Raw genomic sequence first — 24,199 nt, forward strand, 5'->3', positions numbered from 1 at the left:
ATGCTAGGTTCTGCGCGTCGGACCGGCCCGGTCTGGTTCTCGGATCGATTCACGGGGGACCGGAGATGATCACGCTTCCGGTGGTGCTGATCGCGGTGGCGGCCGTACTGCTGCTCGCCCTGATGCTCGGCCTGTTCCTGCAGCGCAGACGCGCGCTGCGGGCCGTTCCGCCCGGCCCGCGCACGGTCGCGGACCTCGTGGCGCAGCGGAGGGAGCGGGAGCCCGCTGCTGCTCCCGTCGTCGAGGCTGTGACGGACGACGCTGCGCCGGAGTCCGCCGCTGCGCTTGACGTGCCTGCCGTCGCCGAGCCGGACGTCGTCGAGGTGTCCGCCGAGGCCGACATCGAGTCCCGCGCCGAGGCGGAGCCGGAGGTCGAGCCCGCTGCCGAGGAGCCGGTCGCCGAGGAGCCGGTCGCAGTCGTCGAGGAGCCGGTCGTCGAGCCGGAGCCGGCGAGCGAGCCCGAGCCGGCCGCGACCCGCCCCGTGACCCCGCTCGGTGACGACGTGCCGTGGCGACGCGCCGCCCAGATCGCCGGCCCCACCGACGACGAGCTGAACGCCGAGCTGGACGCGGAGCTCGACGCCGAGCTCCACGGTGACCTGGACGCCGAGCTCGACCCGGAGACGCCGCCGGAGCCGGAGCCGGAGATCGAGCAGCCCCGCCCGCCCGCTCTGTCGCTGCTGAGCCGGCCCACGCCCCGTCCTGTGCCGGTCGACGCGCCGCGCCCGTTCACCGCGCCGCGCCTGACCGCCGTCCCGTCGCTGCAGAAGCGGCGGGAGGGGGGCGCCCACCGCCTGATCGAGCCGGCCGACACGGCGCCCCCCGCGGCTGTCGTCGCGGAGTCGGCGGAGCTCGCGCCTGTCGCTGACGCCCAGCCGGTCGTCGAGGCCGAGCCGCAGACGGCACTCGTGGCCGAGGCCGGGTCCCGCTCGGAGGCCGTGACCGCCACCGAATCCGAGCCGGTCATTGAGTCCGAGCTCGTCATCGAGCCGACAGCCGCGGCGGACCCTGAGCCGGTCTCGGAGCCGGCTGCCGCCACCGAGCCCGAGCCCGTCGCCGAGCCTGCTGCCATATCCGGCGACGCCGAGCAGCCCGCCGTCCCGGAGCCCGCCCCGGCCGCCGACGCGGCCGCCGTCACCGAGCAGGTCGCCGCCGTCGAGCCCGTCGCCGACGAGCCGGCAGCCGAGGTCGAGCCGGCAGTCCAGCCCGCCGGAGCCACCGCCGCACCCACCGCGGACGAGTCGTCGACCAGCACCGTCCCGAAGGTCGCCGCCGCGACCGCCGCCGTGGCCGGCACCGCCGTCGCCGCCTCGCTGCTGTCCCGCCGCTGGGACGAGGACCCCGACCGCACCGGTCCGATCCCGACCGCGGCCGCCGCGGAGAACGGGTTCCCGGAGGCCGACCCGGACGTCCTCTTCGATTCCCCGTCCCCCGCGACCACGGAGAGCGCGGAGCCCGATGCGGCCGCGCCGGAGACGGCGCCCGAGGCCGCCGCGGAGCCCGAGCCGGAGCTCGAGACCGTCGCAGCCGTCATCGACCTCCCCAGCCGCCGCACCCCCCGCGACCCGGGCCATGTGGCCGCCGAGCAGGCCGCCGCCGACCTCGCGCTGCTCCGCACGTTCGGCGACCCCTCGGCCCGCCCCGAGCGGGCTCCCGTCGTCGCGCTGGAGGGCGCCGCCCGCCCCGAGGCGCCGCCGGCCGTGGGCGCCGCGCAGCCCGTCCGCTTCCGGGCGGTGCGCCACGACGGCACGGAGGTGGCGTCCGCCGCCGTCGCCCTGCTCGACGACCGCGGCCGCGAGGTCGCCTGCGCCCGCACCGCCACCGGCGAGCTGACGGCGCCGCACCCCGGAGCCTTCGTGCTCGTGGCGACCGCGCCCGACCACCAGCCCGGCGCGGTCGCGGTGGCCGTCGGCGACGCCCCGTCCGACGTCGAGGTGCAGCTCGTGCGCTCGGCGGCCCTGGTCGGCACGGTGCTCGGCGAGGACGGCCCGATCACCGGCGCGCGGGTGACGCTCGTGCAGGACGGGGAGGTCGTCGAGGTCGCGGAGACCGACTCCGACGGCGCGTACCTCATCGCCGACCTGGCCGCGGGCGAGTACGCCGTGTCCGTCGCGGCGGCGGGCTGCGAGGCCGACGTCGTGCTGGTCGTCGTCGCCGAGGAGGCCGAGTGCGTGCACGACGTCGAGCTCGCGCCGGCCGGGGTCCGCGCCGGTTAGGTTGTGCGCGTGACGGAGACACGGGACCGGGTCGAGGGCACGCTTCGCGGCGTCGGCGGCGTCGAGTTGTACTGGCAGGGCCGGCTGCCGGCGGTGAAGCCGACCGGTGTCCTGCTCATCAGTCCGGGGCTCGGCGAGCACTCGGGGCGCTACCGCACCGTCGAGGACGCGCTGGTGCCCGACGGCTGGGCCGTCTACGGCCTCGACCACCGCGGCCACGGCCGCTCCACCGGCACCCGCGCCCACGTCGACCGCTACTCCGACCTGCTCACCGACTTCGACGCCTTCCGCCTCCACGTCGCCGCCCTGCACCCCGGGCTGCCGCTGTTCCTGCTCGGCCACAGCATGGGCGGGCAGATCGCGCTGGCGTACGCGCTCGACCACGGGGCGGGGCTGGCCGGGCTGGTGCTGTCGGCGCCCGCACTCGCCTCCGACGAGGTGCCGACGGCGGCGGTGCCGGTCCTGCGGCTGCTCACGAGGGTCGCGCCGAAGCTGCGCCCCGTCGGCATCGACACCACGAAGATCAGCAAGGACCCGGCGGTCGTCGCGGAGTACCGGGCCGACCCGCTGGTGCACCAGGGCAAGCCGTCGCTCGGGCTCGCGCTGCGCCTCGTCGACCAGTTCGCGCCGCTGCTGCGCCGCTCCGCCGACCTGCGCCTGCCGGTGCTGCTGCAGCACGGCGCGGCCGACGTGCTCACGAACCCGGCGGGCTCGCGCGCCTTCGCCGACGCGTGCGGGTCGCCGGACCTCACCGTCCACTTCTACGACGGCCTCTGGCACGAGATCTACAACGAGCCCGAGCGCGAGCAGCCTCTCGGGGACCTGCGCGGCTGGCTCGCCGCGCACCGCTAGTCAGCGGGGGACCAGCACCGCCGGGTCCATGTCGAAGGACACCCGGTCGGCGACGACGGTGACGAGCGGGCGGCGCGGCAGCCCCAGCGCGCGCAGCTCGTCGGCCATCGGGTGCCCCGACCCCAGCTCGACCGAGGCCCGGCGCCCCACCCGGACCCCGCCGACGCGCGCCCGCACCGACGACGCGAGCACGCCGCCGTCGTGAGGAGCCAGCGCGGTGACGGTCCCGGGCAGCGGGAACGGCAGCCGCAGCCCGGCGTGCAGCGCGGTCGTGAGGACGTGGCGGCCCTGCTCGTCGGCGAGGCGGCAGGAGGCGTCCGCACCGTCGATGACCAGCTCGGCGCGGGCGAGCCACTTCGGCAGCCCCCACAGCGCCCGCCCGGCCTCCATCGTGAACGACTGCGTCACCGGCAGCTGGTGGATGTAGGGCCCGGTGCGGCCGCGGTGGCGGGCGAGGAAGGCGACGCCGGCCTCGTCGTAGTCGCCGAGGTCGTTCACGCGGTAGTCGACGAGCACGAGGAACAGGGGGGTCCGCCCGGCCACCGATACCGGCTCCAGCCCGGTGCCGGTCAGGAGCGCGCGGACGCCACCGGCGCGCACGAGGTACGTGGCACAGGCCGCGGAGGCCTCGCCGATCCGCACCGGGAAGCCGAGCCGCCTGCCCTGGACCTCCCAGGTCCCGTCCTCGTTCTGCCTCGCCACCCCGGCAGTCTGACGCGTCGGACATTGGTCCGGATGCGGCGGGCCACCGTCCCAGGTGCTGGGAGCGGGTGGAGCGCCGATGTGACGCCGTGATTACCTGGCGGCATGCCGCCCGCCCCCATCCTCGGAGAGATCTGGGGATGCCGCCGGGCGGACCACTTCGACCAGTGCTGTTGCTCGAGCTGACGCACACGTCCGTCCGCTCGTCCTCACACTGGAGACCCCCGTGCTCTCGCACGCCCCTCGCCGTCCGGCGCCCACCTCGCTCGCCCTGGCAGACCTCGTCGGCCTCACCCGCCGCATCGCCGACGAGGTGCGCGCCGGGCACCACCCGGTCGTCGTCGACCCCGAGCGCCGCTGGTACCAGCGCCTGCAGGGCGACGACTTCGTCGACGTCTGGCTGATCAGCTGGGCCACCGAGCAGGCCGCCGAGCTGCACGACCACGGCGGCTCGATCGGCGCGCTGACGGTCGTGTCCGGCAGCCTCGTCGAGCACCGCTGGGGCGGCGACCGGATGCGCGCCCGCACCCTGCGTGCGCAGCGCAGCGTCGGCTTCGGCCTGGGCCACGTGCACGACGTCGGCAACCCGGCGCCGACCACCGCGGTCAGCGTCCACGCCTACTCGCCGCCGCTGAGCGCCATGTCCTACTACGACGTCGACGGGGGCCGGTTGCGCCGCACGCGCAGCGAGCTCGTCGCGTCGGGAGAGGGAGTCGGATGAGGATCGACGAGATGCTGGCGCGGGCCCGCGCGCGCCTCGACCGGCCCGACCCGCGCCGGGCGGCCGAGATGGTCGCGGCCGGCGCGTACCTGGTCGACACCCGCCCCGGCTGGCAGCGCGCCGACGAGGGCGAGGTCGAGGGCGCGATGATCATCGAGCGCAACCACGTCGAGTGGCGCCTGGACCCCACCTCCGACGCCCGCATCCCGGAGGCCGTCGACCACGACGTCACGTGGGTCCTGTTCTGCTCCGAGGGCTACAGCTCCAGCCTCGCGGCGGCCTCGCTGCAGGACCTGGGGCTGCGCAACGCCACCGACCTCGACGGTGGGTACCGGGCGTGGGAGGAGGAGTTCGGCGGGTAATCGTCGTGACCAGAAACGTTGTTGACGGTCATGCGGCGAGTCGGCTGATCGTAGGTCGGCCGCCGAGGGCGGTGTGGGCTCGTCCGGTGCTGCGGTGGCGGACCCAGTCGTCGAGGGCGGCTTGTCGGTCGGTGTCGCTGGTCCGAGGTCGGGCGTAGGCGAACTCGGTGAGCAGGGTGCGGTTGAGTCGTTCGGCTTCGCCGTTGGTCCACGGGCAGCCGGGTCCGGTGAACCGGCACCGGATCCCGAGTGCGACGCGGACGGCGTGCCAGTTGTGCCGACGCGGTAGACCTCGGCGTTGTCGGTCAGGATCCGGGCCGCCGGGACGGACGGAACCAGGTCGCGGCGCGGTGCAGGAACCGGCGCAGGTGCCGTCGCGTTCGCCGGGCAGGGCTTCGATGCAGGCGACGCGGGTTCGATCGTCGATCGCGACGTGGAGGTAGTCGTAGCCGGTCGGGATCGGCTTGTGCCGGTGGGCCACGGTGTCCGGCGGTCCCCGAGGAAGCGTCCGACCACGAGCCGGCGGCCCTGGATGATGACGAGGGCGTCAGACGGTTTTGATCGAACAGGTGTTCGATTATTGTCGCTGGATCCTGCTAGAATTGCTGCATGTCGCCGACCGGTTCCGAGTCGCCTTCCGAGTCGCCTTCCGAGTCGCCTTCCGAGTCGTCGCTGATCGAGCGGATCGCGATGCTGGAGGAACGGAAAGCGGCGATCGCGGCCGAGCAGAGCGAGGTCATTCTCGCCTTCGCTCGCGCACACGCGGAATCGCAGACCGCGACCGGGACCGTCGAACCCGAGGCGCTGGAACGCAGCATCGCCGCCCAGATCGGGCTGGCCTGCCGGGTCTCCCCCACCGAGGGCCGCCGACGGATGCGGATGGCCCGCGACCTCCACGCCGGACACGACCAGATCCGGGCCCTGTTCGCCGCCGGGCAGCTGAGCGAGTACCGCACCGCCACCATCGTCGCCGCCACCGCGCACCTGTCCCCGACCGAGCGGGCACAGGTCGACCACGCCCTGGCCGAGCAGCACGTCGACACCCTCGGGGTCCGCCGGATCCACGACCTCACCCGCACCCTCGCCGCCCAGGTCGCACCGGAGAAGTTCGCAGCGCGCTGCCGCGCCGCCCGCACGGGCCGCCGCGTGTCAGTGCGGCCGGCCGCCGACGGGATGGCCGACCTCACCGCCCACCTCCCCGTCGCCGAAGCCGTGGCCTGCTACGCCGCACTCGCCGCCGCGGTCAACGAGGCCGCGGTCAGCCCGGAACCGCTCACCCGCACCCGCGGGCAGGTCATGGCCGACACGTTCGTCGAACGCCTCACCGGGCAGGCCACCGCCCAGGACGTCAACGTCGAGATCCAGGTCCTGGTCCCCGTCGAAGCGCTGGTCGACCCCGGCAGCCCGCTGCCCGCGCAGATCCCCGGCCACGGACCCGTCCCGGTCGACCTGCTCACCACCGGCACCGGCCGCACCACCTGGCGACGCCTGATCACCCGCCACGGGGTGGTGATCGGCGGCGACTCCCGTAGCCGCCTGTTCGCCGGCCGACTCGCCGCGTTCATCCGGGCCAGGGACGGCGGACGGTGCCGCGAGTCCTACTGCGACGCCCCGACTCGCCACCTCGACCACATCCACCGCTGGACCGACGGCGGCACCACCGAATTCGACAACGGGCGTGGGTTGTGCGCATTCCACAACCAGGTCCGGGAAACACGTGGATGGAACGCGGAAACCGTCGGGGCGGGAATCGTCACGACCACACCCACCGGCACTCGATACACTTCCGAAGCAGTAGTGGCGGATCCTCTGAGAGTGACGACGGTGAGTCAAAGAAGCGTCGCTTGAACGTTCAAAAGGCGCTGAGGTCTGCTGTGAAACGAGACCGGTGTCTGCCGACCTCGCTTGCGTCAAGCTATCGATTCTTGCCGCTCGTGCGGCGGTGTCGGCGAGACGCAGTCGCCCTCGCAGGGATCACACCAGGTGGCGGGATCCGGAACGCGGTCGGCTGTTCGATTGCGGTCGACCCACCCGGAGTTCGAGCGCGACGGACCTGAGCGCGACGGACGCGTTGTCGCGGCGCTGTCCGCCGCGGGGCGCGAGCCGCGTCGTAGGGCCTTCCCAGACAGCTCGGCATCGGGGCCGGCGATTAGTCTCCGCCGGCTGCAGCATGTCTCTGCGCCGGTCGACGGCGCCTTGGGCCGGACGCCCACACACGCCGACACCGACGGCTACCGGGATCGAGTTCCACGACACGCCTGCAGCGCAGGGTGCTGCTATTCCGGGCCGACACCGATGACCTGCACCCCTCCCCGGCGTCTCCTCGACATGGAGACCCTCCTTCCCGTCGGCGACGTCGAGCTCTGCGTCGACACCCACGGCTCACCGACCGACCCCGCCCTGCTCCTCATCGGCACCACCGTCGCTGCCTGGGACGACGAGCTGGTCGATCGGCTCACCGACCGGTACGTCATCCGCTACGACCCGCGCGACGCCGGCCGGTCGACCACCGTCGACCCTGACTCGCCCGGCTACACCCTGCGCGATCTCGTCACCGACGCCGTCGGGGTGCTCGACGGGCTCGGCATCGCCCGCGCCCACGTCGCCGGTCTCGGGACGGGCGGGTTCGTCGCGCAGCTCCTGGCGCTGGACCACCCGGAGCGGGTCGCCTCGCTCGCGCTGGTCGGGACGCGCCCGGTCGCACCGGGCCCGGCCGACGCCGACCTGCCCGAGCACGCCCCTGCGGTCATGGCGCACTTCCGCGATGCGCCCCCGATCGACTGGACCGACCGCGCGTCGATCCTGGACGGCGCGGTGGCCGGGGCGCGGGTGTTGTCCGCGTCACCGGGGTTCGACGAGGACGAGGCACGCGCCCGCGCGGCCGCCGTCCTCGACCGCTCCGGCCCCCACCCGGCCTCGGCGCGCAACAGCCTGTTGGGCACGGTGTTCGCGGCGCTCGACTGCACGCCGCGCTGGCGCGAGCGGTTGGGCGCGATCGCCGCACCGACGCTGGTGGTGCACGGTGCGGCCGACCCGTTCTTCCCGGTGGGCAACGCGCACGCGCTCGCCGCGGAGATCCCCGGCGCCGCCCTGCTGGTCCTCGACGGGGTCGGTGCGGAGCTGCCCCGTCGGGCCCACGCCGAGGTGGCCGCGGCGCTGCTCGCGCACACGACCCCTGCCTAGGCGAACGCCCCGATCCCCGTGATGTCGCGCCCGACGATCAGGGTCTGCATGGTCTCGGTGCCCTCGAACGTGTGGATGGCCTCGATGTCGGCCCAGTGCCGCACGACGTGGTGCTCCAGCAGGATGCCGTTGCCGCCCAGGAGATCGCGGGCCTCGGAGAGGATCTTGCGGGCGGTGCGGGTGTTGTGCATCTTGGCCAGACCGGCGACGGTGGGCGAGAGGCGCCCGGCGTCGGCGAGGCGCCCGAGCTGCATGCAGTAGAGCTGCATCGAGGTGAGGTCGGCGAGCATGTGGACGAGCCGCTGCTGCACGATCTGGAACGACGCCAGCGGCTTGCCGAACTGCTCGCGCGCCATCGCGTACCGCATCGCGGCGTCATAGCCGGCGGTCGCGTGGCCGAGCGCCATCCAGGCGCAGATGCCGCGGGTGTTGGCGAGGACCTTCCCGCAGTCCTTGAACGACCGGGCGTTCTCCAGGCGGTTCTCGTCGGGCACGCGGACGTCGGTGAGCTCGATGTCGGCCTGCCACACCGAGCGCAGCGAGACCTTCCCGGGGATGACGGTGGCCGCGTAGCCCTCGGCCGGGGTCTCGACGACGAAGCCCTTGACGTCGCCGGAGTCGGTGTCGCGCGCCCACACCACGACGAGGTCGGCGATGGTGCCGTTGCCGATCCAGCGCTTGGAGCCGGTGAGGATCCAGTGGTCGCCGTCGCGGCGGGCGGTGGTGTCCAGGGCGATGGAGTCGGAGCCGTGCCGGGGCTCGGTGAGGGCGAACGCGCCGATCTTCTCCAGCGACGACATCGCGGGCAGCCAGCGCTGCTTCTGCTCCTCCGAGCCGCACATCGCGACCGACTGCATCGCGAGGCCGGCGTGCACGCCGAGGAACGTGCCCAGCGAGCCGTCGCCGCGGTGCAGCTCCATGTGGACGAGGCCGCAGGCCATCGGGCTCATGCCCGCGGCGCCGTAGCCGTCGATGTCCTCACCGACGATCTTCAGCTCGGGCAGCCGCCGGAACAGGTGCCAGGGCAGCTCGGCCTTCTCCCAGTAGGGGCCGATGTCGGGCAGCACCTCGTCGTCGACGAACTTGCGCACGGCGATGAACTTCTCCCACTGCTCCGACGTGAACTGCTCGCGGACGGAGAAGAAGTCGGTGCCCAGTGCCTCGCCGAGGTGCTCGTACTCTGCCATCCGCCGATCGTTCCACGGTGACGCCGCGGCAGCACTCCGTAAGCTGCGCGACCGATGGACTACTCACTCTGGCCCAGCGCCGCCAACCCCTGGCCCGACGTCCTCGACGCCGCCCGCTACGCCGAGCGCACAGGCTGGCACGGGGTCTGGGTGGCCGACCACTTCATGCCCGACCGCGCCGACGTCTCGGGTCCGGTGCACGAGTGCCTGGCCCTGCTCGCCGGGCTCGTGGCGGGCACCGAGCGGGTGCGGATCGGCTCGATGGTGCTCGGCAACACCTACCGCCACCCGGCGGTCGTCGCCAAGCAGGCCGCCACGCTCGACCACATGAGCGGCGGCCGGTTCGTCCTCGGCGTCGGCGCGGGCTGGCAGGTCAACGAGCACGAGGCGTACGGCATCGAGCTGCCCCCGGTGCCCGAGCGGCTCGCGCGGTTCGACGAGGCGTGCCGCGTGCTGACGGCGCTGCTGGGCGAGGAGCGCGCCACCGTCGACGGCCGGTTCTACCGCCTCACCGACGCCCCGCTCGAGCCGAAGCCGCAGCGCCTGCCGATCCTGATCGGGGCGGCGGGGGAGCGGGTCGCGCTCGGGATCGTCGCCCGCTACGCCGACGAGTGGAACCACTGGGGCCTGCCCGAGCTCGCCGCGCACAAGGGCCGCGTGTTCGCCGGACACTGCGCGCGCATCGACCGCGACCCGGCGTCGGTGCGCCGTTCCGCGCAGGCCGTGGTCGAGGTCGTCGACCCCGGCGACGCCGACGCGCGCGAGCGCCGCGACCGGCTCGTCGCGGCCGGGCGTCCGGTCGCCATGGGCACGGCGGAGGAGGTCCTCGACGTCCTCGCGGGCTACCCCGACGCCGGTGTCGACGAGTTCATCGTCCCCGACTTCGCGCTGGGCACCGGCAGCCGCCGGACCGACGCGCTGGAGCGCCTGCGCACCGAGGTGCTCACGCGGGTCTGAGACCGGGCAGGATCGCCGGGGTCGGCCGCCGGCCGGGAGCGGGAGCGGACATGGCTGAGCACGTCGTGGGGACCAGGGACAGCGTCGCGGTCGCGGGGAGCGCCGCCACCGCCGGCAGCGCGGGTGTCGTCGGCAGTGCGGCGACGGCGGGCAGCGTCGGCGTGGTCGGCAGTGCGGCGACGGCGGGCAGCGCCGGGGTGGTCGGCAGCGCCGCGACGTCGGGCAGCGTCGGGATCCTCGCCAGCGTCCTCACGGTCCTGAGCGCGGGCCTGCTCGCGTGTGTCGCGTGTGTCGCCTGTGTGGGCTGCCGCCGCTGCGTCGCGTGCGTGGGGTGCGTCGACTGCGTCGGCTGCATCGGGTGCGTGGGCTGCGTCGGCCTGCGCGGCGCGGTCGGGCGGCGCGGCGTGACCGCGGCCTGAGTCCTACGCCAGCGCGGCCGTGATCGCGCCGGAGCGCCGCTCCAGCCACGCCCGGGTGCGCTCGGAGCGGGCGCGGGCCTGCGGCGTCCAGTACTCGGCGAAGCCGGGGACGCCGGTGCGGGCGCCGTCGCCGACGAGCGCGCTCATCCACGCGTGGTGCCCGAGCGCGGCGTCCGCGAGGCGGGCGCGGCCGTCGTCGTCGAGGCCGTAGGCGTCGACCAGGACGCGGAGCCGGTCGAGCTCGCGCCCGGCGCGGCCGTCGTCGGTGTCGACGGGGTCGCGCAGCGGCGCCCAGAACCGCGCGGTGCCCGCGACGTCCCAGACCGGGGCGCCCGGCGCGGCCAGGTCGAAGTCGATCAGCGCGACGGCCCGGTCGCCGTGGAACACGACGTTGTCGAGGTTCGGGTCGTTGTGCGCGATCCCGCCCCCGGAGAACGGCGGGGACGCGGGGGAGGACCAGTCGTGCGGCGCCGGGTCGAAGTCGGCGACGGCGTCGTGGAAGCGGCGCAGCAGCCGTCCGACGCTGCCGAGAGCTGCGTCGGTCAGCCCCCACGGCGGCGCGGGGGCGGTGACCGCCTCGCCGGGGATGTAGGTGAGGACCTCGCGGCCCTGGTCGTCGACGCCCAGGACGCGCGGCGCCCCGTCGAACCCGACGTCCTCGAGGTGGCGCAGCAGCGCGTGCACGGCGGGCGCGGTGGGGCGCAGCGGACGGCGGACGGTGTCGCCGACGCGGTGCACCCGCCCGCGGTTGGCCGTGCCGCCCAGCAGCGGGATCTCAGCGGACACCGGCCACCCCGTCCCGGGCCGCCGCTGCGATCAGCGCGGTCGCCAGCGTGGAGTGTGTGACCAGGCTGTCGACCAGCCCGCCGCGCACCGCCGCGAGCGCCGCCCCCACCTTCGCCGGGCCGTAGACGATCCCGATCACCTCGGGCACCGCGGCCATCTGCGCGTGGGTGATGCCGATCATCCGGTCGGTCAACCGGGCGCGGACCGACGTGCCGCCGGCGTCGATGAGCACGCCGGAGACGTCGGCGCAGACGCCCTTGCGCGCCAGCGCGGCGCGCTCGGCCTCGCCGGTGGCGTCGAAGAGCGTCGACTGCTCGGGCTCCCACGCCCCCACCCCGGCGACGGCGATCGTCACGGAGTCGATCAGCGAGAACGCCCGCTCGACCTCGGGCTGGCGGCGCAGCGCCCGCGCCGTGGCGGCGTCGGCGACGGCCATCGGGGCGTAGAAGAAGTAGGCGGGCCCGCCGCCGACGCGCGCGACCTCCCGGACGAGCTCGATCGAGCTGTCGTCGACGCCGGGCCGGGCGAGCGCCCCGGTGAGCTGCACGACCGGCACCGGTGCGAGCTCGGTGAGCGCGGTGGCCATCGCGCTCACCGAACGCGCCCAGGACAGCCCGAGCACGTCGTCGTCGGTGACGATCTCGGTGAGCAGGTCGGCCGCCGCGGCGCCGAGGTGCTCGCGCAGGGTGGCGGGGTGCTCGTCGGGGGTGTCGGTGACGACGCAGTGGCGCAGGCCCAGCGCGGCCATGAGCTGCCCGGACAGCTCGACGTCGACGGTGCCGGGATGGCCGATCTCGATGCGCACGAGCCCGCTCGTCCGGGCGTCCTCCAGCAGTCGCGCGACCTTGAACCGGCTCAGCGCGAACTCCTCGGCGATCTCGACCTTGGAGCGGCCGTCGAGGTAGTAGCGGCGGGCCACCGACGCGGTGAGGACGAGCTGTGCGGGACCTCGGGGCATGGCACCTCCTGCTCATGTGAGCGCTTCTGCGCCCATTCTTGCACGCGGCATTGACGGAACGTGAGCGCTGCCACACTCTGATCCTCTGATCAGGCTCGTGCTCATCTGAGCGGAGTCGGGAGGGCGCGATGAGGCGTACACGGGCAGTCGGGATGGTGCTGGCGGTGCTGGCGACCAGTTCCTGTGCGGGCTGGGGAGGGTCGGTCGGCGGGGGTGGGCCGGACAGCATCAACGTGCTGATGGTCAACAACCCGCAGATGGTGGACCTGCAGCGCCTCACCGCCGACAACTTCACCCGCGAGACCGGCATCACCGTCAACTTCACGGTGCTGCCCGAGAACGACGTCCGCGACAAGATCAGCCAGGAGTTCTCCAGTCAGGCCGGCCAGTACGACGTCGCGACGCTGAGCAACTTCGAGATCCCGATCTACGCGCGCAGCGGCTGGATCGCGCCGATGGACGAGTTCATCGCGGCCGACCCGGGCTTCGACCAGGAGGACATCCTGGCGCCGATGGTCACCTCGCTCTCCGGCGACGACGGGCAGGTCTACGGCCAGCCCTTCTACGGCGAGTCCTCGTTCCTCATGTACCGCCGCGACGTCCTCGAGCAGGCCGGCCTCGCGATGCCGGCGAATCCGACGTGGCAGGAGGTCGCCGACATCGCGGCCCGCGTCGACGGCGTCCAGCCCGGCATGGCCGGCATCTGCCTGCGCGGCCAGCCCGGCTGGGGCCAGGTGTTCGCGCCGCTGACGACGGTGGTCAACACGTTCGGCGGCACGTGGTTCACCGAGGACTGGCAGGCGCAGGTGGACTCCCCGGAGTTCACCGAGGCCGTGCAGTTCTACGTCGACCTGGTGCGCGAGCACGGCGAGACCGGTGCCCCGCAGGCGGGGTTCACCGAGTGCCTCAACAACCTCATCCAGGGCAACGTCGCCATGTGGTACGACGCCACGTCGGCGGCGGGCTCGCTGGAGGCGGCCGACTCCCCGGTGCGCGGCATGATCGGCTACGCCCCCGCCCCGGTCGTCGAGACCGACAGCGCCGGCTGGCTCTACGCCTGGTCGTGGGGAATCCAGGCGGCGAGCGAGCGCAAGGACGCGGCTTGGCAGTTCGTCTCCTGGGCCTCGGGCAAGGAGTACGAGCAGCTGGTCGGCGAGCAGGTCGGCTGGTCGTCGGTGCCGGCGGGCAAGCGCGCGTCGACGTACGAGAACCCGCAGTACCTGGCCGAGGCCGGGGCGTTCGCCGAGCAGACCCGCGCGGCGATCGAGTCGGCCGACCCGCGGAACCCCGGCGTCCAGGCGCGGCCCGCGATCGGCATCCAGTTCGTCGGCATCCCGGAGTTCCCCGACCTGGGGACGCAGGTGTCGCAGCAGATCAGCTCGGCCATCGCCGGGCAGGTGAGCGTGGCCGACGCGCTCGACCGCGGCCAGCAGCTGGCCGACGACGTGGCGGAGCGGTACCGGTCCCGGGAGAGTGGATCATGACGACGACGACCGAACGACCGACGGAGCAGCCACCGGCCCGGCCCGCGCTGCGGCGCACCGGTGACTGGGCCCGGCGCGCGCCCCTGCTGCCCGCGCTGGTCTTCCTGATCATCGTGACGCAGCTGCCGTTCGTGGGCACGCTGGTGATCTCGTTCATGAACTGGAACGCCTACTACCCCGACGAGCGGGGGTTCGCCGGGTTCGACAACTTCGTGCGGGTCCTCACCGACGTCACCACGCGCGAGTCGATCATCACGACGATCGTGCTGACGGTCTCGGTCGTGCTGGTCAGCCTGCTGCTCGGCATGCTCATCGCGCTGCTGCTGGACCGGGCGTTCCTCGGCCGCGGGTTCGTGCGGACGCTGATGATCACGCCCTTCCTCGTGGTGCCGGTCGCGGCCGCGCTCGTCTGGAAGCACGCGCTCTACAACCCGGAGTACGGCCTGTTCAACGGGCTGCTCACCGCCGTGTTCGGCGGGGGCGCGCCGCAGCCCGACTGGATCTCGACGACGCCGCTCACCGCGGTCGTCGCCGCGCTGGTGTGGCAGTGGACGCCGTTCATGATGCTGATCATCCTGGCGGGCCTGCAGAGCAAGCCGCTCGACGTCATCGAGGCCGCGCAGCTCGACGGCTGCTCGGCGTTCCAGGTCTTCCGGCACATGACCTTCCCGCACCTGCGCCAGTACCTGGAGCTCGGCGGGCTGCTCGGGTCGATCTACATCGTCCAGAACTTCGACGCGGTCTTCACCATCACCTCGGGCGGTCTCGGCACCGCCAACCTGCCGTACACGATCTACCAGACCTTCTACAACGCGCAGGACTACGGCCGGGCGTCCGCCGCCGGTGTGGTCGTGGTGATCGGGACGATCCTGATCGCCACCCTGGCCCTGCGCACCGTGTCGTCGCTGTTCCGCGAGGAGGGTTCCCGATGACCGCGACCGTGGAGCGCCCGGCGCTCACCCCGTCCGAGGCGGCCGTCGCGCCGCCCCGGCGCAACCGATCGGGGCCCCTGCTGGGGATCCTCGCCTGGTTCGTCGGCCTGCTGTTCGTCCTGCCCGTCGTGTGGATGGTGCTGACGTCGTTCCACAGCGAGACCGACGCGGCCACGAACCCGCCGTCGGTGTTCGCGCCGCTCACCCTCGACGGCTACCTCAACTTCTTCGGGTCGTCGACCGGCGCGAGCCCGTGGCCGCCGCTGCTCAACTCGATGACGGCGAGCGTGCTGTCGACGGTGCTGGTGCTCATCCTCGCGATCCCGGCCGCGTATGCGCTGTCGATCCGGCCGGTGCGCAAGTGGACCGACGTCATGTTCTTCTTCCTGTCCACGAAGATGCTGCCGGTCGTGGCGGGCCTGCTGCCGGTGTACCTGATCGCGCAGGGCATCGGGATGCTCGACAACATCTGGCTGCTGATCGTGCTCTACACGTCGATGAACCTGCCGATCGCGGTGTGGATGATGCGGTCGTTCCTGGCCGAGGTGCCCGTCGAGATCCTCGAGGCGGCGTCGGTGGACGGGGCGTCGCTGCTGCGGACGCTGCGCGTCATCGTCATGCCGATCGTGCTGCCCGGCGTCGCGGCCACGTCGCTGATCTGCTTCATCTTCAGCTGGAACGAGCTGCTGTTCGCGCGCGTCCTCACCGCGACCGTCGCGCAGACGGCGCCGGTGTTCCTCACGAGCTTCGTCACCAGTCAGGGCCTGTTCCTGGCGAAGGTGTGCGCGGCGGCGGTGGTCGTGTCGCTCCCGGTGCTCATCGCCGGGTTCGCGGCGCAGGACAAGCTGGTGCAGGGCCTGTCGCTGGGGGCGGTCAAGTGAGGGCGGCGGTCATCTCGGCCGACCGGGTCACCGTCGAGACGGTCCCGGACCCGACGCCGGGGCCGCGCGAGGTCGTCGTCGCCGTCGCGGCGTGCGGGATCTGCGGCACCGATCTGCACATCGCCGACGGCGAGTTCGCGCCGACGCTCCCGGTCACGCCGGGGCACGAGTTCGCGGGGGAGGTCGTCGGCATCGGGACCGACGTCACCGAGCTCCGCGTCGGCGACCAGGTCGCGGTCGACCCGTCGCTGCACTGCGGCGAGTGCTACTTCTGCCGCCGCGGCCGGGGCAACCTCTGCGAGCGCTGGGCCGCGATCGGCGTCTCGACGACGGGCGGCGCGGCCGAGTACGCCGTGGCGCCCGTGGCGAACTGCGTCGTGCTGCCGCCCGGCGTCGCCCCGGCGGACGCGGCGCTGATCGAGCCGCTGTCGTGCGCGGTCCGCGGCTTCGACGTGCTCGCTCCCCACCTGGGCGACCACTACCTCATCTACGGCGCCGGCACGATGGGCCTGATGATGATGGAGCTGGCCAAGCGCGCGGGCGCGGCCAGCGTCAGCATGGTCGACCTCAACCCGGCGCGGCTGGAGACGGCGAAGGAGCTCGGCTGCACCCACACCGTCACCAGCGCCGACGAGCTGGAGCAGCAGCGCGGTTGGGACAACGTCATCGACTGCACCGGCGTCGTCGCCGCCATCGAGGACGGACTGGGCCGCGTGATCCGCGGCGGCACGTTCCAGCAGTTCGGGGTGGCCAACGAGGACGCCGTCGCCCGGTTCTCGCCGTTCCGGGTCTACAACCAGGAGATCCGGATCATCGGGTCGATGGCGGTGCTGCACAGCTTCGAGCGCGCTGCCGAGCTGTTCGCCGACGGCGTGCTGCGCCCGGAGATCATGATCAGCGACCGGAAGCCGCTGGAGGAGTACCCGGCGGCGCTGGAGCAGTTCCGCGCCGGGGTCGGGCGCAAGATCCAGGTCCGGCCCTGATGCGGGCCGCGGTGCTGCGCGGGGCCGGCGACGTCGCACTCGTCGAGCGCGAGGCGCCGCGGCCGGGCCCGGGCGAGGTGCTCGTCGACGTCTCGTCCGTCGGCGTCTGCGGGTCCGACGTGCACTACTACGAGCACGGGCGGATCGGCCGGTTCGTCGTCGACGAGCCGCTGGTGCTCGGGCACGAGGCGGCCGGCGTCATCAGCGCGCTGGGCGAGGGCGTCACCGGGCGGCACGTGGGGCAGCGGGTGTCGGTCGAGCCGGGGGTGCCCGACCGCTCCTGCCCGCGGTGCCTCGCCGGTCGCTACAACCTCTGCCCCGACGTCCGCTTCTTCGCCACCCCGCCCGTGGACGGGGCGTTCGCCGAGCAGGTGGTGGTGCACCAGGCGTTCGCGCACCCGTGCCCGACGCCCTGAGCGACGACGCCGCCGCGCTGCTCGAACCGCTGTCGGTCGGGCTGTGGGCGTGCACGAAGGGGCGGGTCGGCGCGGGCTCGCGGGTGCTCGTGACGGGTGCGGGGCCGATCGGACTCGTCGCGGTGCAGGCCGCGCTGGCCGCCGGGGCGACCTCGGTGACGGTGTCGGACGTCAACCCGTCCCGGCTGGCGCTCGCGCGGTCGCTCGGCGCCACCGACACGGTGGACGCCCGGTCGGGGTCGGTGCTCGACGTGCCGCCGCCCGAGGTCCTGCTGGAGTGCTCCGGCTTCCCGCCGGTGATCTCCGAGGGCATCCGGGCGCTGGCGCCGGCCGGGCGCGCGGTCCTCGTCGGCATGGGGGGCGACGAGGTGGCGCTGCCGCTGTCGGTGGTGCAGGAGCGCGAGCTGGAGGTGACCGGCACGTTCCGCTACGCCAACACGTGGCCGACCGCGATCGCGCTGGTCGCGGGAGGGCGCATCGACCTCGACCGGCTGGTCACCGGCCGCTACCCGCTCGCCGACGCCGAGGCGTCGCTGACGGTGGGGCGCACCGACCCGTCGTCGGTGAAGGTGGTGGTGCACCCGGGCGCGTGACCGCGCCCCGCGGGCCCTGTTCGTCTTCGGTTCAGTCGAAGTAGCGCGGCACGTCCAGCGGGCCGCCCGCTGCGGCGAACTCGGTGTGCACGGCGTCGCGCAGGCCGGCGTCGGCGAGGTAGTCGGCGGCGGTGAGCGCGAGGCCCAGCGCGCCGTCGCGGACGGCGGCGTCACCGGCCGGGCCGCCGGCCGCCGTCGCGAACTCGGCGGTGTGCAGGGCCGCGTCGGCGACGGCGATCATCGGGTGGATCGCGGGCATCCGGAAGCTGAGGTTGCCCAGGTCCGTGGAGCCGGTGAGGAACTCCGGGACGACGCCGGGCGGCAGAGGGGTCCGCCCGGCGGGCTCCTGGTTGACGGCCCAGCGGGCGGCGAGCGCCTGGTTGAAGCGGATCGGCAGGTACGCGGGCTGGCCGTCCCAGCTCAGCTCGACCGAGCAGCCGTGCATCGTCGCCGCGCCCTCGGCGACGGCGGTGACGCGGGCGGCGAGGTCGCGCAGCGTCTCCGGGTCGGCCGAGCGCAGGTAGAACAGCAGCGCGGCGCGCTCGGGCACGACGTTCGGGCGCGCGCCGCCGTCGGTGAAGACGCCGTGCGCGCGGTCGGTGCCGGGCAGGTGCTGGCGCAGCGCGGCGACGCCCTGGTAGGCGGACACGGCGGCGTCGAGCGCGTTGCGGCCCATGAACGGCTGCGCGGCGGCGTGCGCGGCGACCCCGCGGAACACCATCTCCACCTGCCGCCGCCCGAGGAACGGGTGCATCGCCACGTCGTGGCCGAAGGGGTGGAGCATGACGACGGCGTCGACGTCGTCGAACACGCCCGCCCGCGCGAGCGTCTCCTTGCCGCCGCCGCCCTCCTCGGCGGGCGTGCCGATGAGCGACACCCGCCCCCCGGTCTCCGCGACGACCTCCGCCGCCGCGAGGAACCCGCCCACCGCCGTCGAGCAGATGATGTTGTGGCCGCAGGCGTGGCCGACGCCGGGCAGCGCGTCGTACTCGGCGAGCACGGCCACGTGGGGGCCGTCGCCGCCGCGGCGCGCGACGAACGCGGTGTCCAGCCCGCCGATCCCGACCTCGGCCCCGTGCCCGTGCCGCTCCAGCAGCGCGACCACCTGCCGGACCGACCGGTGCTCGGCGAACCCCTCCTCGGGGTGGGCGTGCAGGTCGCGGCTCAGGGCGACGAGCTCGTCCCCGGCCCGCCGCACCCCCTCGGCCACCCGCTCCCGCACCACGGCCGGGGCCCCGGAGTGGGCCGACGTCAGCGGTTCGGCCGTCTCCACCCGGTGCGCGGTGGCGGCGGAGAGGGCGCGGAGGTAGGTGTCGTCGGGAACGGTCATCGCCGAGACGCTAGGCCCCTGCACGCACGAGATCCACCTCAGCGGGGTTCCACGGGCCGACGACCCCGTTCACGTCGATCTCGTGCTGCGAGATGTTCCGAACGGCCACGGGAGCCGTGTCCCTGCGGCCATGATCCACCTGTGTCCGTACCGGGGTGGCCCGTCGCCTTCCGCGGCTCGGCGGCCGTGGCCGCGGGTCTGGTGACGAGGGACGTGCTGCGCGGGCCGCGATTCGTCCGCCTCCTCCCCGACGTCTACGTGGCCGCCGGCCAGGAACCGGACCTGGAGCTGCGCTCGCACGCGGCGTACCGCTACGTCGAGGGCCGCGGTGTGCTGTCCGGGTACTCGGCCGCCGAGGTGCTCGGTGCGTCGTGCGGGCCGCAGGACGCCCCGGCGGAGGTGACGGTCCCGCGCGGGAAGCAGCGCGAGCACCCCGGCCTGCTGGTCCGCCGGGCCGTGCTGGCGCCGGGAGAGATCCGGGACGTGGGCACTCTCCGGACCACCACGCCGTTGCGCACCGCATACGACCTCGCCCGCCGGGGCACGTTGGTGGAGCGGGTGGTGGCCGTCGACGCCCTGTCCCGGCGGCACGGATTCCCTCCCGACCTGCTGCTGAACTTCGTCGTCCACTTCCCCCGCGCGCGCGGCAACGACGCCGTCGCCGAGGTGCTGGCCTACGCCGACCGCCGGTCGGGCTCACCGATGGAGACCCGCCTGCGCCTGCTGCTGGAGTTCGCGGGGCTACCGCGGCCGCAGGTGCAGTGGGTCGTGCAGGACGAGCGGGCCCGCCGGGCCGTGTGGCTGGATCTCGCCTACCCCGAACGCATGATCGGGATCGAGTACGAGGGAGAGGGGCACACCACTCGGGAGCGCGTGCTGCGTGACATCGGCCGGGGCACCGACCTCGTCGACAAGGGCTGGCGGCTCTACCGGTACACGAAGTACGAGATCCTCGGCGAGCCGGAGAAGATCGTCGCGCAGATCTCCCGCGCCTACGGCGCGACGAGATCCACCTGAGCGGGGTCCACGAGCCTCGCAACCCCGCTGGTGTAGATCTCGTCGGGTTCAGGCGCGGGGGAGGGCGTCGATCGCGCTCTGGATCCGCTTGATCGACACCGGGTACCGCGTGCGCATCGGGTGGGCGTACAGCGAGACCCGCAGCTCCTCGATCATCCAGCGGACCTCCCGCAGCTCCGGCGACGGCTCCACGCCCGGTGGTAGGGCGGCGAGCTCGGCCGCGTACTCGTCGGCGACCACCCGCACCTGCGCGGTCCACTCGGCGTCGCGCACCGGGTCGACGCGCAGCTTCTCGATCCGCCGCTCGACGGCCTCCAGGTAGCGCGCCACGTCGCCGAGGCGGGAGGCGCCGGCCGCCGTGGCGAAGCCGGGGCCGACGAGCGCGGCGAGCTGGGCCTCGACGTCGGCCAGCCCGGCCTGCACGCCCGGCGTCCGGTGCGTGTCGGCGAGCAGGGCCTGCACGCGCAGCCGGACGTCCAGGACCGCGCGGACGGCGTGCAGCACCCGCAGCGTGGTCGGTACCAGCTTCTCGCGGAACACCTTCTGCGCACGCAGGTAGGAGCGCTCGTCGAAGGGCGGGCCGCCGACCGCGGCGACCAGGGCGTCGGCCGCGCAGACCGTGCAGTCCTCCAGCAGCGCCGCGACCGAGCCGTGCGGGTTGCGGGCCAGCGCGAGCCTCGCTGCGTTGTCGAGGTCGCGCTGCACCTGCTTGGCCGGCGACGGGGTGTCGAGCAGCAGCAGGCGCCGCACGCCGCGGTGGTGCGCGGGGTCGCGCTCGGCGGCCGTCGGCCAGACCCGGACGTCGACGGACGCACCCCGGTCGACCAGCCCCGGGTAGCCGGTGACGGTGTGGCGCCCGCGGCGGATCGCGTGCTCGCGCGGCAGCGTGCCGATCGTCCAGGTGGTGAGGCCGGTGCGCTCCAGCTCGACGCCCGCCGCGGCGAGCTCGGCGCGCACCTTCGGCGCCAGCTCCCGGCGCAGGGCCTCCAGGTCGGTGCCGCGGGTGACCTCGTGCCCTGCCTCGTCGACGACGCGGAACGTGACGGTCAGGTGCTCGGGCAACCGCCCCAGCTCCCACGCCTCGCGCGGGATGGTGACGTTCTTCATCCGGCCGAGCTCGCGCTCCAGGCCGTCGAGCAGCGGTTCGTCCTGGTCGCGCAGGCGGGCGAGCACGGCGCGGGCGTGGTCGGGAGCGGGGGCGAAGTTGCGGCGCAGCGTCTTCGGCAGCGTCTTGATCAGCGCCGTGACGAGCTCCTCGCGCAGGCCCGGCACCTGCCACGTGAACGGGGTCGGGTCGATCTGGTGCAGCGCGGCCACCGGCACGTCGACGGTGACGCCGTCGTGCGCGCGGCCCGGCTCGAACGCGTAGGACAGCGGCAGCGTGAGGCCGCCGGCCTCCACGGCGTCGGGGTAGGCGCTGCGGTCGACCCCGTCGGCGGCCGAGGTGACGAGCATGTCCTCGGTGAAGTCCAGCAGCGTGGCGTCGCGGTTCTTGCGCCACCACGAGTCGAAGTGCCGCCCGGACACGACGTGCGCCGGGATCCGCGCCTCGTAGAACGCCACGAGCGTCTCCTCGTCGACGACCAGGTCGCGCCGGCGCGTGCGGTGCTCCAGCTCCTCGACGTCCTCGAGCAGCGCGCGGTTGGCGTGGAAGAAGTGGTGGCGGGTGTCCCAGTCGCCCTCGACGAGCGCGTGCCGGACGAACAGCTCGCGTGCGACCTCGGGGTCGATCCGGCCGTAGTCGACGGTGCGGTCGACGACGATCGGCACCCCGTACAGCGTGACCCGCTCGACGGCGACGGCCGCCGCGCGCTTGCGCGACCAGTGCGGCTCCGAGTACGTGCGCTTGACCAGGTGCCCGGCCAGCGGCTCGACCCACTCCGGCTTGATCCGCGCGACGGTCCGGGCGAAGAGCCGGCTCGTCTCGACGAGCTCCGCGGCCATCACCCAACGCGGCCCCTTCTTCGCCAACGACGACCCCGGGAAGATCATGAACTTGGCCCCGCGCGCGCCGAGGTACTCCTTCGTCTCGGCCTCGCGCAGCCCGATCTGCGACAGCAGGCCGGCGAGCACCGAGGTGTGGACCGCGTCGGGGGAGGCGTCGGCGTCGTTCAGCGTCATGCCCGCGTTGCGGGCGGCCGAGCGCAGCTGCGCGTGCAGGTCCTGCCACTCGCGGATGCGCAGGTAGTGCAGGAACTCCTCGCGCAGCGTCCTGCGGAACCGGCTGCCCGACAGCTCCTGGCGCAGCTCGTTGACGTGGGTCCAGAGGTTGCGGAAGGCGAGGAAGTCGCTGCCGTCCTCGGCGAAGCGCGCGTGCTTCTCGTCGGCGGCCTGGCGCTGCTCGGTCGGGCGCTCGCGGGGGTCCTGCACCGACAGCGCGGCGGCGATGACGAGTACCTCGCGCAGGCAGCTGTTGCGGTCGGCCTCCACGAGCATCCGGCCCAGGCGGGGGTCGACGGGCAGCGACGCGAGCGCGCGGCCGACGGCGGTGAGACCCTTCGCGGCGTCCAGCGCGCCCAGCTCGTGCAGCAGCGCGAGCCCGTCGTCGACGCTGCGGCGGTCGGGCGGGTCGACGAACGGGAACTCGGTGATCTCGCCGAGCTCCAGCGAGATCATCTGCAGGACGACCGACGCCAGGTTGGTGCGCAGGATCTCCGGGTCGGTGAACTCGGGGCGAGCGTCGAAGTCGTCCTCGGCGTAGAGGCGGATGCAGATGCCGTCGGCGACGCGGCCGCAGCGCCCGGCGCGCTGGTTGGCGCTGGCCTGGCTGACCTTCTCGATCGGCAGCCGCTGCACCTTCAACCGCCGCGAGTAGCGGGAGATGCGGGCGAGGCCGGGGTCGATGACGTAGCGGATGCCGGGCACCGTCAGCGAGGTCTCGGCGACGTTGGTGGCGAGCACGACGCGCCGCCCCAGCGAGCCCTGCTTCGGCGCGAACACCCGCTGCTGCTCCGCCGTGGTCTGGCGCGCGTAGAGCGGGAGGATCTCGATCCCCGGGAACTGCCGTTTGGCCAGTCCCTCGGCGGTGTCGCGGATCTCGCGCTCGCCGGGCAGGAACACGAGGATGTCGCCCGGCCCCTCGCGGCGCAGCTCGGTGACGGCGTCGGCGATGGCGGCGAGCTGGTCGCGGTCGGGATCGGCGTCGGGGTCGTCCGGGTCGACGACGGGCCGGTAGCGCATCTCGACGGGGAACGAGCGTCCCGAGACCTCGACGATCGGCGCCGGCCGCTCGGGCGTCGCGAAGTGGGAGGCGAAGCGCTGCGGGTCGATCGTGGCCGAGGTGATGATCACCTTGAGGTCCGGGCGCCGGGGGAGCAGCTGCGCGAGGTAGCCCAGGATGAAGTCGATGTTGAGGCTGCGCTCGTGGGCCTCGTCGATGATGAGGGTGTCGTACTGGCGCAGCATGCGGTCGCCGGTGAGCTCGGCCAGCAGGATGCCGTCGGTCATGAGCTTGACCAGGGTGTTCTCACCGACCTGGTCGGTGAAGCGCACCTTCCAGCCGACGGTGTCGCCGATCTCGGAACCCAGCTCCTCGGCGATGCGGGCGGCGACCGTGCGCGCGGCGAGCCGACGGGGCTGCGTGTGCCCGATCAACCCGCGGACGCCGCGTCCCAGCTCCAGGCAGATCTTGGGGATCTGGGTGGTCTTGCCGGAGCCGGTCTCGCCTGCGACGACGACGACCTGGTGGTCGCGGATCGCCGCCGCGATGTCCTCGCGGCGGGCGCTGACCGGCAGCGTCGGCGGGTAGGAGACGGCCGGCACGGCGGCGCGGCGGGCGGCGAGGCGCGCCTCGCTCTCGTCGACGGCCGCGGCGATCCCGGCGAGGGCCCGGTCGCGGGCGCGCGTGTCGCGGGTGCGGCGGGCGGTGTCGAGGCGGCGGGCGAGGCGGTGCTCGTCGCGCAGGGAGAGGTCCGGCAGGCGGGCGGCGAGGGCGTCGAGGTCGCCGTCGGAGAACGTCGGAGCGGGCTCGGGCCCGTCCTCCGCGAGTCGGGGTGTCGTGGTGGCCGAGTCGGGCTGCGGCTGCGGCTGTGACGGCGACCCGGATCCACCGCGGGGCCGGCGGCGGCGGGGGCGACGGGCGCGGCGCTCGCCGCCCTCCCCGGTGCCGGGGACGGTGGGAGCGCCGGCCGGAACGGCGGCACCGGCGGCCGGACGGGTGGCGTCGGCGCGCGCGTCGGTGGCTCGTGCGGAGGACATCGTCCTGCCAGTGTGCCTGGACC

At 73.9% G+C, this 24,199-nt stretch carries 22 protein-coding genes; 15 read left to right on the top strand and 7 right to left on the bottom strand.

Annotated features, from left to right (window positions below; all coding sequences use genetic code 11):
• The first annotated feature begins 65 nt into the window (after window positions 1-65).
• Both I4I82_RS16995 and I4I82_RS17000 read left to right on the top strand, forming a co-directional pair.
• Window positions 66-2,216, top strand: coding sequence for a carboxypeptidase-like regulatory domain-containing protein (locus I4I82_RS16995; protein ID WP_218592248.1), 2,151 nt, complete (start codon window positions 66-68; stop codon window positions 2,214-2,216).
• 9 nt (window positions 2,217-2,225) lie between these two features.
• On the top strand, window positions 2,226-3,068 hold the full coding sequence (locus I4I82_RS17000) for an alpha/beta hydrolase (protein ID WP_226370108.1): 843 nt from the start codon (window positions 2,226-2,228) through the stop codon (window positions 3,066-3,068).
• Here I4I82_RS17000 and I4I82_RS17005 read toward each other — a convergent pair whose 3' ends face one another.
• The gene (locus I4I82_RS17005; protein WP_218595855.1) at window positions 3,069-3,770 is read right to left on the bottom strand and encodes an acetoacetate decarboxylase family protein; all 702 of its coding nucleotides are present in this window, start codon (window positions 3,768-3,770) and stop codon (window positions 3,069-3,071) included.
• Window positions 3,771-3,996: 226 nt separating this feature from the next.
• On the opposite strand from I4I82_RS17005, the gene I4I82_RS17010 reads away from it, so the two are divergent.
• The gene (locus tag I4I82_RS17010) at window positions 3,997-4,491 is read left to right on the top strand and encodes a cysteine dioxygenase (RefSeq protein WP_226370109.1); all 495 of its coding nucleotides are present in this window, start codon (window positions 3,997-3,999) and stop codon (window positions 4,489-4,491) included.
• Window positions 4,488-4,853: a rhodanese-like domain-containing protein gene (locus I4I82_RS17015; RefSeq protein ID WP_218592251.1), complete on the top strand. Its 366-nt coding sequence runs from the start codon at window positions 4,488-4,490 to the stop codon at window positions 4,851-4,853. The genes I4I82_RS17010 and I4I82_RS17015 overlap by 4 nt, the downstream gene beginning before the upstream one ends.
• 28 nt (window positions 4,854-4,881) lie before the next feature.
• Here I4I82_RS17015 and I4I82_RS35005 read toward each other — a convergent pair whose 3' ends face one another.
• A complete protein-coding gene (locus tag I4I82_RS35005) occupies window positions 4,882-5,334 on the bottom strand; it encodes an integrase core domain-containing protein (RefSeq protein WP_218592252.1) in 453 nt (150 codons plus the stop codon).
• 128 nt (window positions 5,335-5,462) lie between these two features.
• Between I4I82_RS35005 and I4I82_RS17025 the strand changes: the two genes are divergently transcribed.
• Together I4I82_RS17025 and I4I82_RS17030 are read left to right on the top strand one after the other, a co-directional pair.
• Window positions 5,463-6,701, top strand: a complete 1,239-nt coding sequence (locus tag I4I82_RS17025; RefSeq protein WP_218595856.1) for an HNH endonuclease — start codon at window positions 5,463-5,465, stop codon at window positions 6,699-6,701.
• 480 nt (window positions 6,702-7,181) lie between these two features.
• On the top strand, window positions 7,182-8,036 hold the full coding sequence (locus I4I82_RS17030) for an alpha/beta fold hydrolase (RefSeq protein ID WP_218592254.1): 855 nt from the start codon (window positions 7,182-7,184) through the stop codon (window positions 8,034-8,036).
• Here the strand turns inward: I4I82_RS17030 and I4I82_RS17035 are convergent.
• Window positions 8,033-9,223 (bottom strand): acyl-CoA dehydrogenase family protein, encoded by a 1,191-nt coding sequence (locus I4I82_RS17035; RefSeq protein WP_218592255.1) that lies wholly within the window; start codon window positions 9,221-9,223, stop codon window positions 8,033-8,035. The two genes, I4I82_RS17030 and I4I82_RS17035, sit on opposite strands and share 4 nt — an antisense overlap.
• Window positions 9,224-9,277: 54 nt before the next feature.
• Here I4I82_RS17035 and I4I82_RS17040 point away from each other — a divergent pair, with 54 nt between their 5' ends.
• Window positions 9,278-10,180, top strand: a complete 903-nt coding sequence (locus tag I4I82_RS17040) for an LLM class flavin-dependent oxidoreductase (protein WP_218592256.1) — start codon at window positions 9,278-9,280, stop codon at window positions 10,178-10,180.
• Between the two features lie 50 nt (window positions 10,181-10,230).
• On the top strand, window positions 10,231-10,599 hold the full coding sequence (locus I4I82_RS17045) for a hypothetical protein (protein ID WP_218592257.1): 369 nt from the start codon (window positions 10,231-10,233) through the stop codon (window positions 10,597-10,599).
• Between the two features lie 3 nt (window positions 10,600-10,602).
• Here I4I82_RS17045 and I4I82_RS17050 read toward each other — a convergent pair whose 3' ends face one another.
• Both I4I82_RS17050 and I4I82_RS17055 read right to left on the bottom strand, forming a co-directional pair.
• Window positions 10,603-11,385 carry a phosphotransferase enzyme family protein gene (locus I4I82_RS17050; RefSeq protein ID WP_218592258.1) on the bottom strand — a complete coding sequence of 261 codons (783 nt, stop codon included), beginning with the start codon at window positions 11,383-11,385 and terminating at the stop codon, window positions 10,603-10,605.
• A complete protein-coding gene (locus I4I82_RS17055) occupies window positions 11,375-12,343 on the bottom strand; it encodes a sugar-binding transcriptional regulator (RefSeq protein ID WP_218592259.1) in 969 nt (322 codons plus the stop codon). Before I4I82_RS17055 ends, I4I82_RS17050 begins: the two co-directional genes overlap by 11 nt.
• 164 nt (window positions 12,344-12,507) lie before the next feature.
• Between I4I82_RS17055 and I4I82_RS17060 the strand changes: the two genes are divergently transcribed.
• The 6 genes from I4I82_RS17060 to I4I82_RS17085 are packed head-to-tail and all read left to right on the top strand — an operon-like array spanning window position 12,508 to window position 17,632.
• Window positions 12,508-13,827, top strand: a complete 1,320-nt coding sequence (locus tag I4I82_RS17060; protein ID WP_226370110.1) for an ABC transporter substrate-binding protein — start codon at window positions 12,508-12,510, stop codon at window positions 13,825-13,827.
• Complete coding sequence (locus I4I82_RS17065; protein ID WP_218593890.1) at window positions 13,824-14,759, top strand: carbohydrate ABC transporter permease; 936 nt, start codon at window positions 13,824-13,826, stop codon at window positions 14,757-14,759. Before I4I82_RS17060 ends, I4I82_RS17065 begins: the two co-directional genes overlap by 4 nt.
• Window positions 14,756-15,640: a carbohydrate ABC transporter permease gene (locus tag I4I82_RS17070; protein ID WP_218593891.1), complete on the top strand. Its 885-nt coding sequence runs from the start codon at window positions 14,756-14,758 to the stop codon at window positions 15,638-15,640. Before I4I82_RS17065 ends, I4I82_RS17070 begins: the two co-directional genes overlap by 4 nt.
• Window positions 15,637-16,623 carry a zinc-dependent alcohol dehydrogenase family protein gene (locus tag I4I82_RS17075; protein WP_218593892.1) on the top strand — a complete coding sequence of 329 codons (987 nt, stop codon included), beginning with the start codon at window positions 15,637-15,639 and terminating at the stop codon, window positions 16,621-16,623. The genes I4I82_RS17070 and I4I82_RS17075 overlap by 4 nt, the downstream gene beginning before the upstream one ends.
• Window positions 16,623-17,039 carry an alcohol dehydrogenase catalytic domain-containing protein gene (locus I4I82_RS17080; RefSeq protein WP_225920615.1) on the top strand — a complete coding sequence of 139 codons (417 nt, stop codon included), beginning with the start codon at window positions 16,623-16,625 and terminating at the stop codon, window positions 17,037-17,039. Before I4I82_RS17075 ends, I4I82_RS17080 begins: the two co-directional genes overlap by 1 nt.
• Window positions 17,024-17,632, top strand: coding sequence for a zinc-binding dehydrogenase (locus tag I4I82_RS17085; protein ID WP_226370111.1), 609 nt, complete (start codon window positions 17,024-17,026; stop codon window positions 17,630-17,632). The genes I4I82_RS17080 and I4I82_RS17085 overlap by 16 nt, the downstream gene beginning before the upstream one ends.
• A gap of 31 nt (window positions 17,633-17,663) precedes the next feature.
• Here the strand turns inward: I4I82_RS17085 and I4I82_RS17090 are convergent, their stop codons facing one another.
• Window positions 17,664-18,962, bottom strand: coding sequence for a M20 family metallopeptidase (locus I4I82_RS17090; RefSeq protein ID WP_218595858.1), 1,299 nt, complete (start codon window positions 18,960-18,962; stop codon window positions 17,664-17,666).
• A 141-nt stretch (window positions 18,963-19,103) separates the two neighbouring features.
• On the opposite strand from I4I82_RS17090, the gene I4I82_RS17095 reads away from it, so the two are divergent.
• On the top strand, window positions 19,104-19,979 hold the full coding sequence (locus tag I4I82_RS17095) for a type IV toxin-antitoxin system AbiEi family antitoxin (protein ID WP_218593201.1): 876 nt from the start codon (window positions 19,104-19,106) through the stop codon (window positions 19,977-19,979).
• A gap of 48 nt (window positions 19,980-20,027) precedes the next feature.
• On the opposite strand, the gene hrpA is transcribed toward I4I82_RS17095, so the two are convergent.
• A complete protein-coding gene (gene hrpA, locus I4I82_RS17100; RefSeq protein ID WP_218593200.1) occupies window positions 20,028-24,176 on the bottom strand; it encodes an ATP-dependent RNA helicase HrpA in 4,149 nt (1,382 codons plus the stop codon).
• Window positions 24,177-24,199: the final 23 nt, after the last annotated feature.

The sequence above is a fragment of the Pseudonocardia oceani genome (assembly GCF_019263585.2).
GTDB lineage: Bacteria > Actinomycetota > Actinomycetes > Mycobacteriales > Pseudonocardiaceae > Pseudonocardia > Pseudonocardia oceani.

What these genes read in the sequence shown, in the direction of transcription:
- I4I82_RS16995 (WP_218592248.1), top strand. Translation starts at nt 66, where the DNA reads ATGATCACGCTTCCGGTGGTGCTGATCGCGGTGGCGGCCGTACTGCTG.
- I4I82_RS17015 (WP_218592251.1), top strand. Translation starts at nt 4,488, where the DNA reads ATGAGGATCGACGAGATGCTGGCGCGGGCCCGCGCGCGCCTCGACCGG.
- I4I82_RS17025 (WP_218595856.1), top strand. Translation starts at nt 5,463, where the DNA reads ATGTCGCCGACCGGTTCCGAGTCGCCTTCCGAGTCGCCTTCCGAGTCG.
- I4I82_RS17030 (WP_218592254.1), top strand. Translation starts at nt 7,182, where the DNA reads ATGGAGACCCTCCTTCCCGTCGGCGACGTCGAGCTCTGCGTCGACACC.
- I4I82_RS17035 (WP_218592255.1), bottom strand. Translation starts at nt 9,223, where the DNA reads ATGGCAGAGTACGAGCACCTCGGCGAGGCACTGGGCACCGACTTCTTC.
- I4I82_RS17040 (WP_218592256.1), top strand. Translation starts at nt 9,278, where the DNA reads ATGGACTACTCACTCTGGCCCAGCGCCGCCAACCCCTGGCCCGACGTC.
- I4I82_RS17045 (WP_218592257.1), top strand. Translation starts at nt 10,231, where the DNA reads ATGGCTGAGCACGTCGTGGGGACCAGGGACAGCGTCGCGGTCGCGGGG.
- I4I82_RS17055 (WP_218592259.1), bottom strand. Translation starts at nt 12,343, where the DNA reads ATGCCCCGAGGTCCCGCACAGCTCGTCCTCACCGCGTCGGTGGCCCGC.
- I4I82_RS17065 (WP_218593890.1), top strand. Translation starts at nt 13,824, where the DNA reads ATGACGACGACGACCGAACGACCGACGGAGCAGCCACCGGCCCGGCCC.
- I4I82_RS17070 (WP_218593891.1), top strand. Translation starts at nt 14,756, where the DNA reads ATGACCGCGACCGTGGAGCGCCCGGCGCTCACCCCGTCCGAGGCGGCC.
- I4I82_RS17080 (WP_225920615.1), top strand. Translation starts at nt 16,623, where the DNA reads ATGCGGGCCGCGGTGCTGCGCGGGGCCGGCGACGTCGCACTCGTCGAG.
- I4I82_RS17090 (WP_218595858.1), bottom strand. Translation starts at nt 18,962, where the DNA reads ATGACCGTTCCCGACGACACCTACCTCCGCGCCCTCTCCGCCGCCACC.
- hrpA (WP_218593200.1), bottom strand. Translation starts at nt 24,176, where the DNA reads ATGTCCTCCGCACGAGCCACCGACGCGCGCGCCGACGCCACCCGTCCG.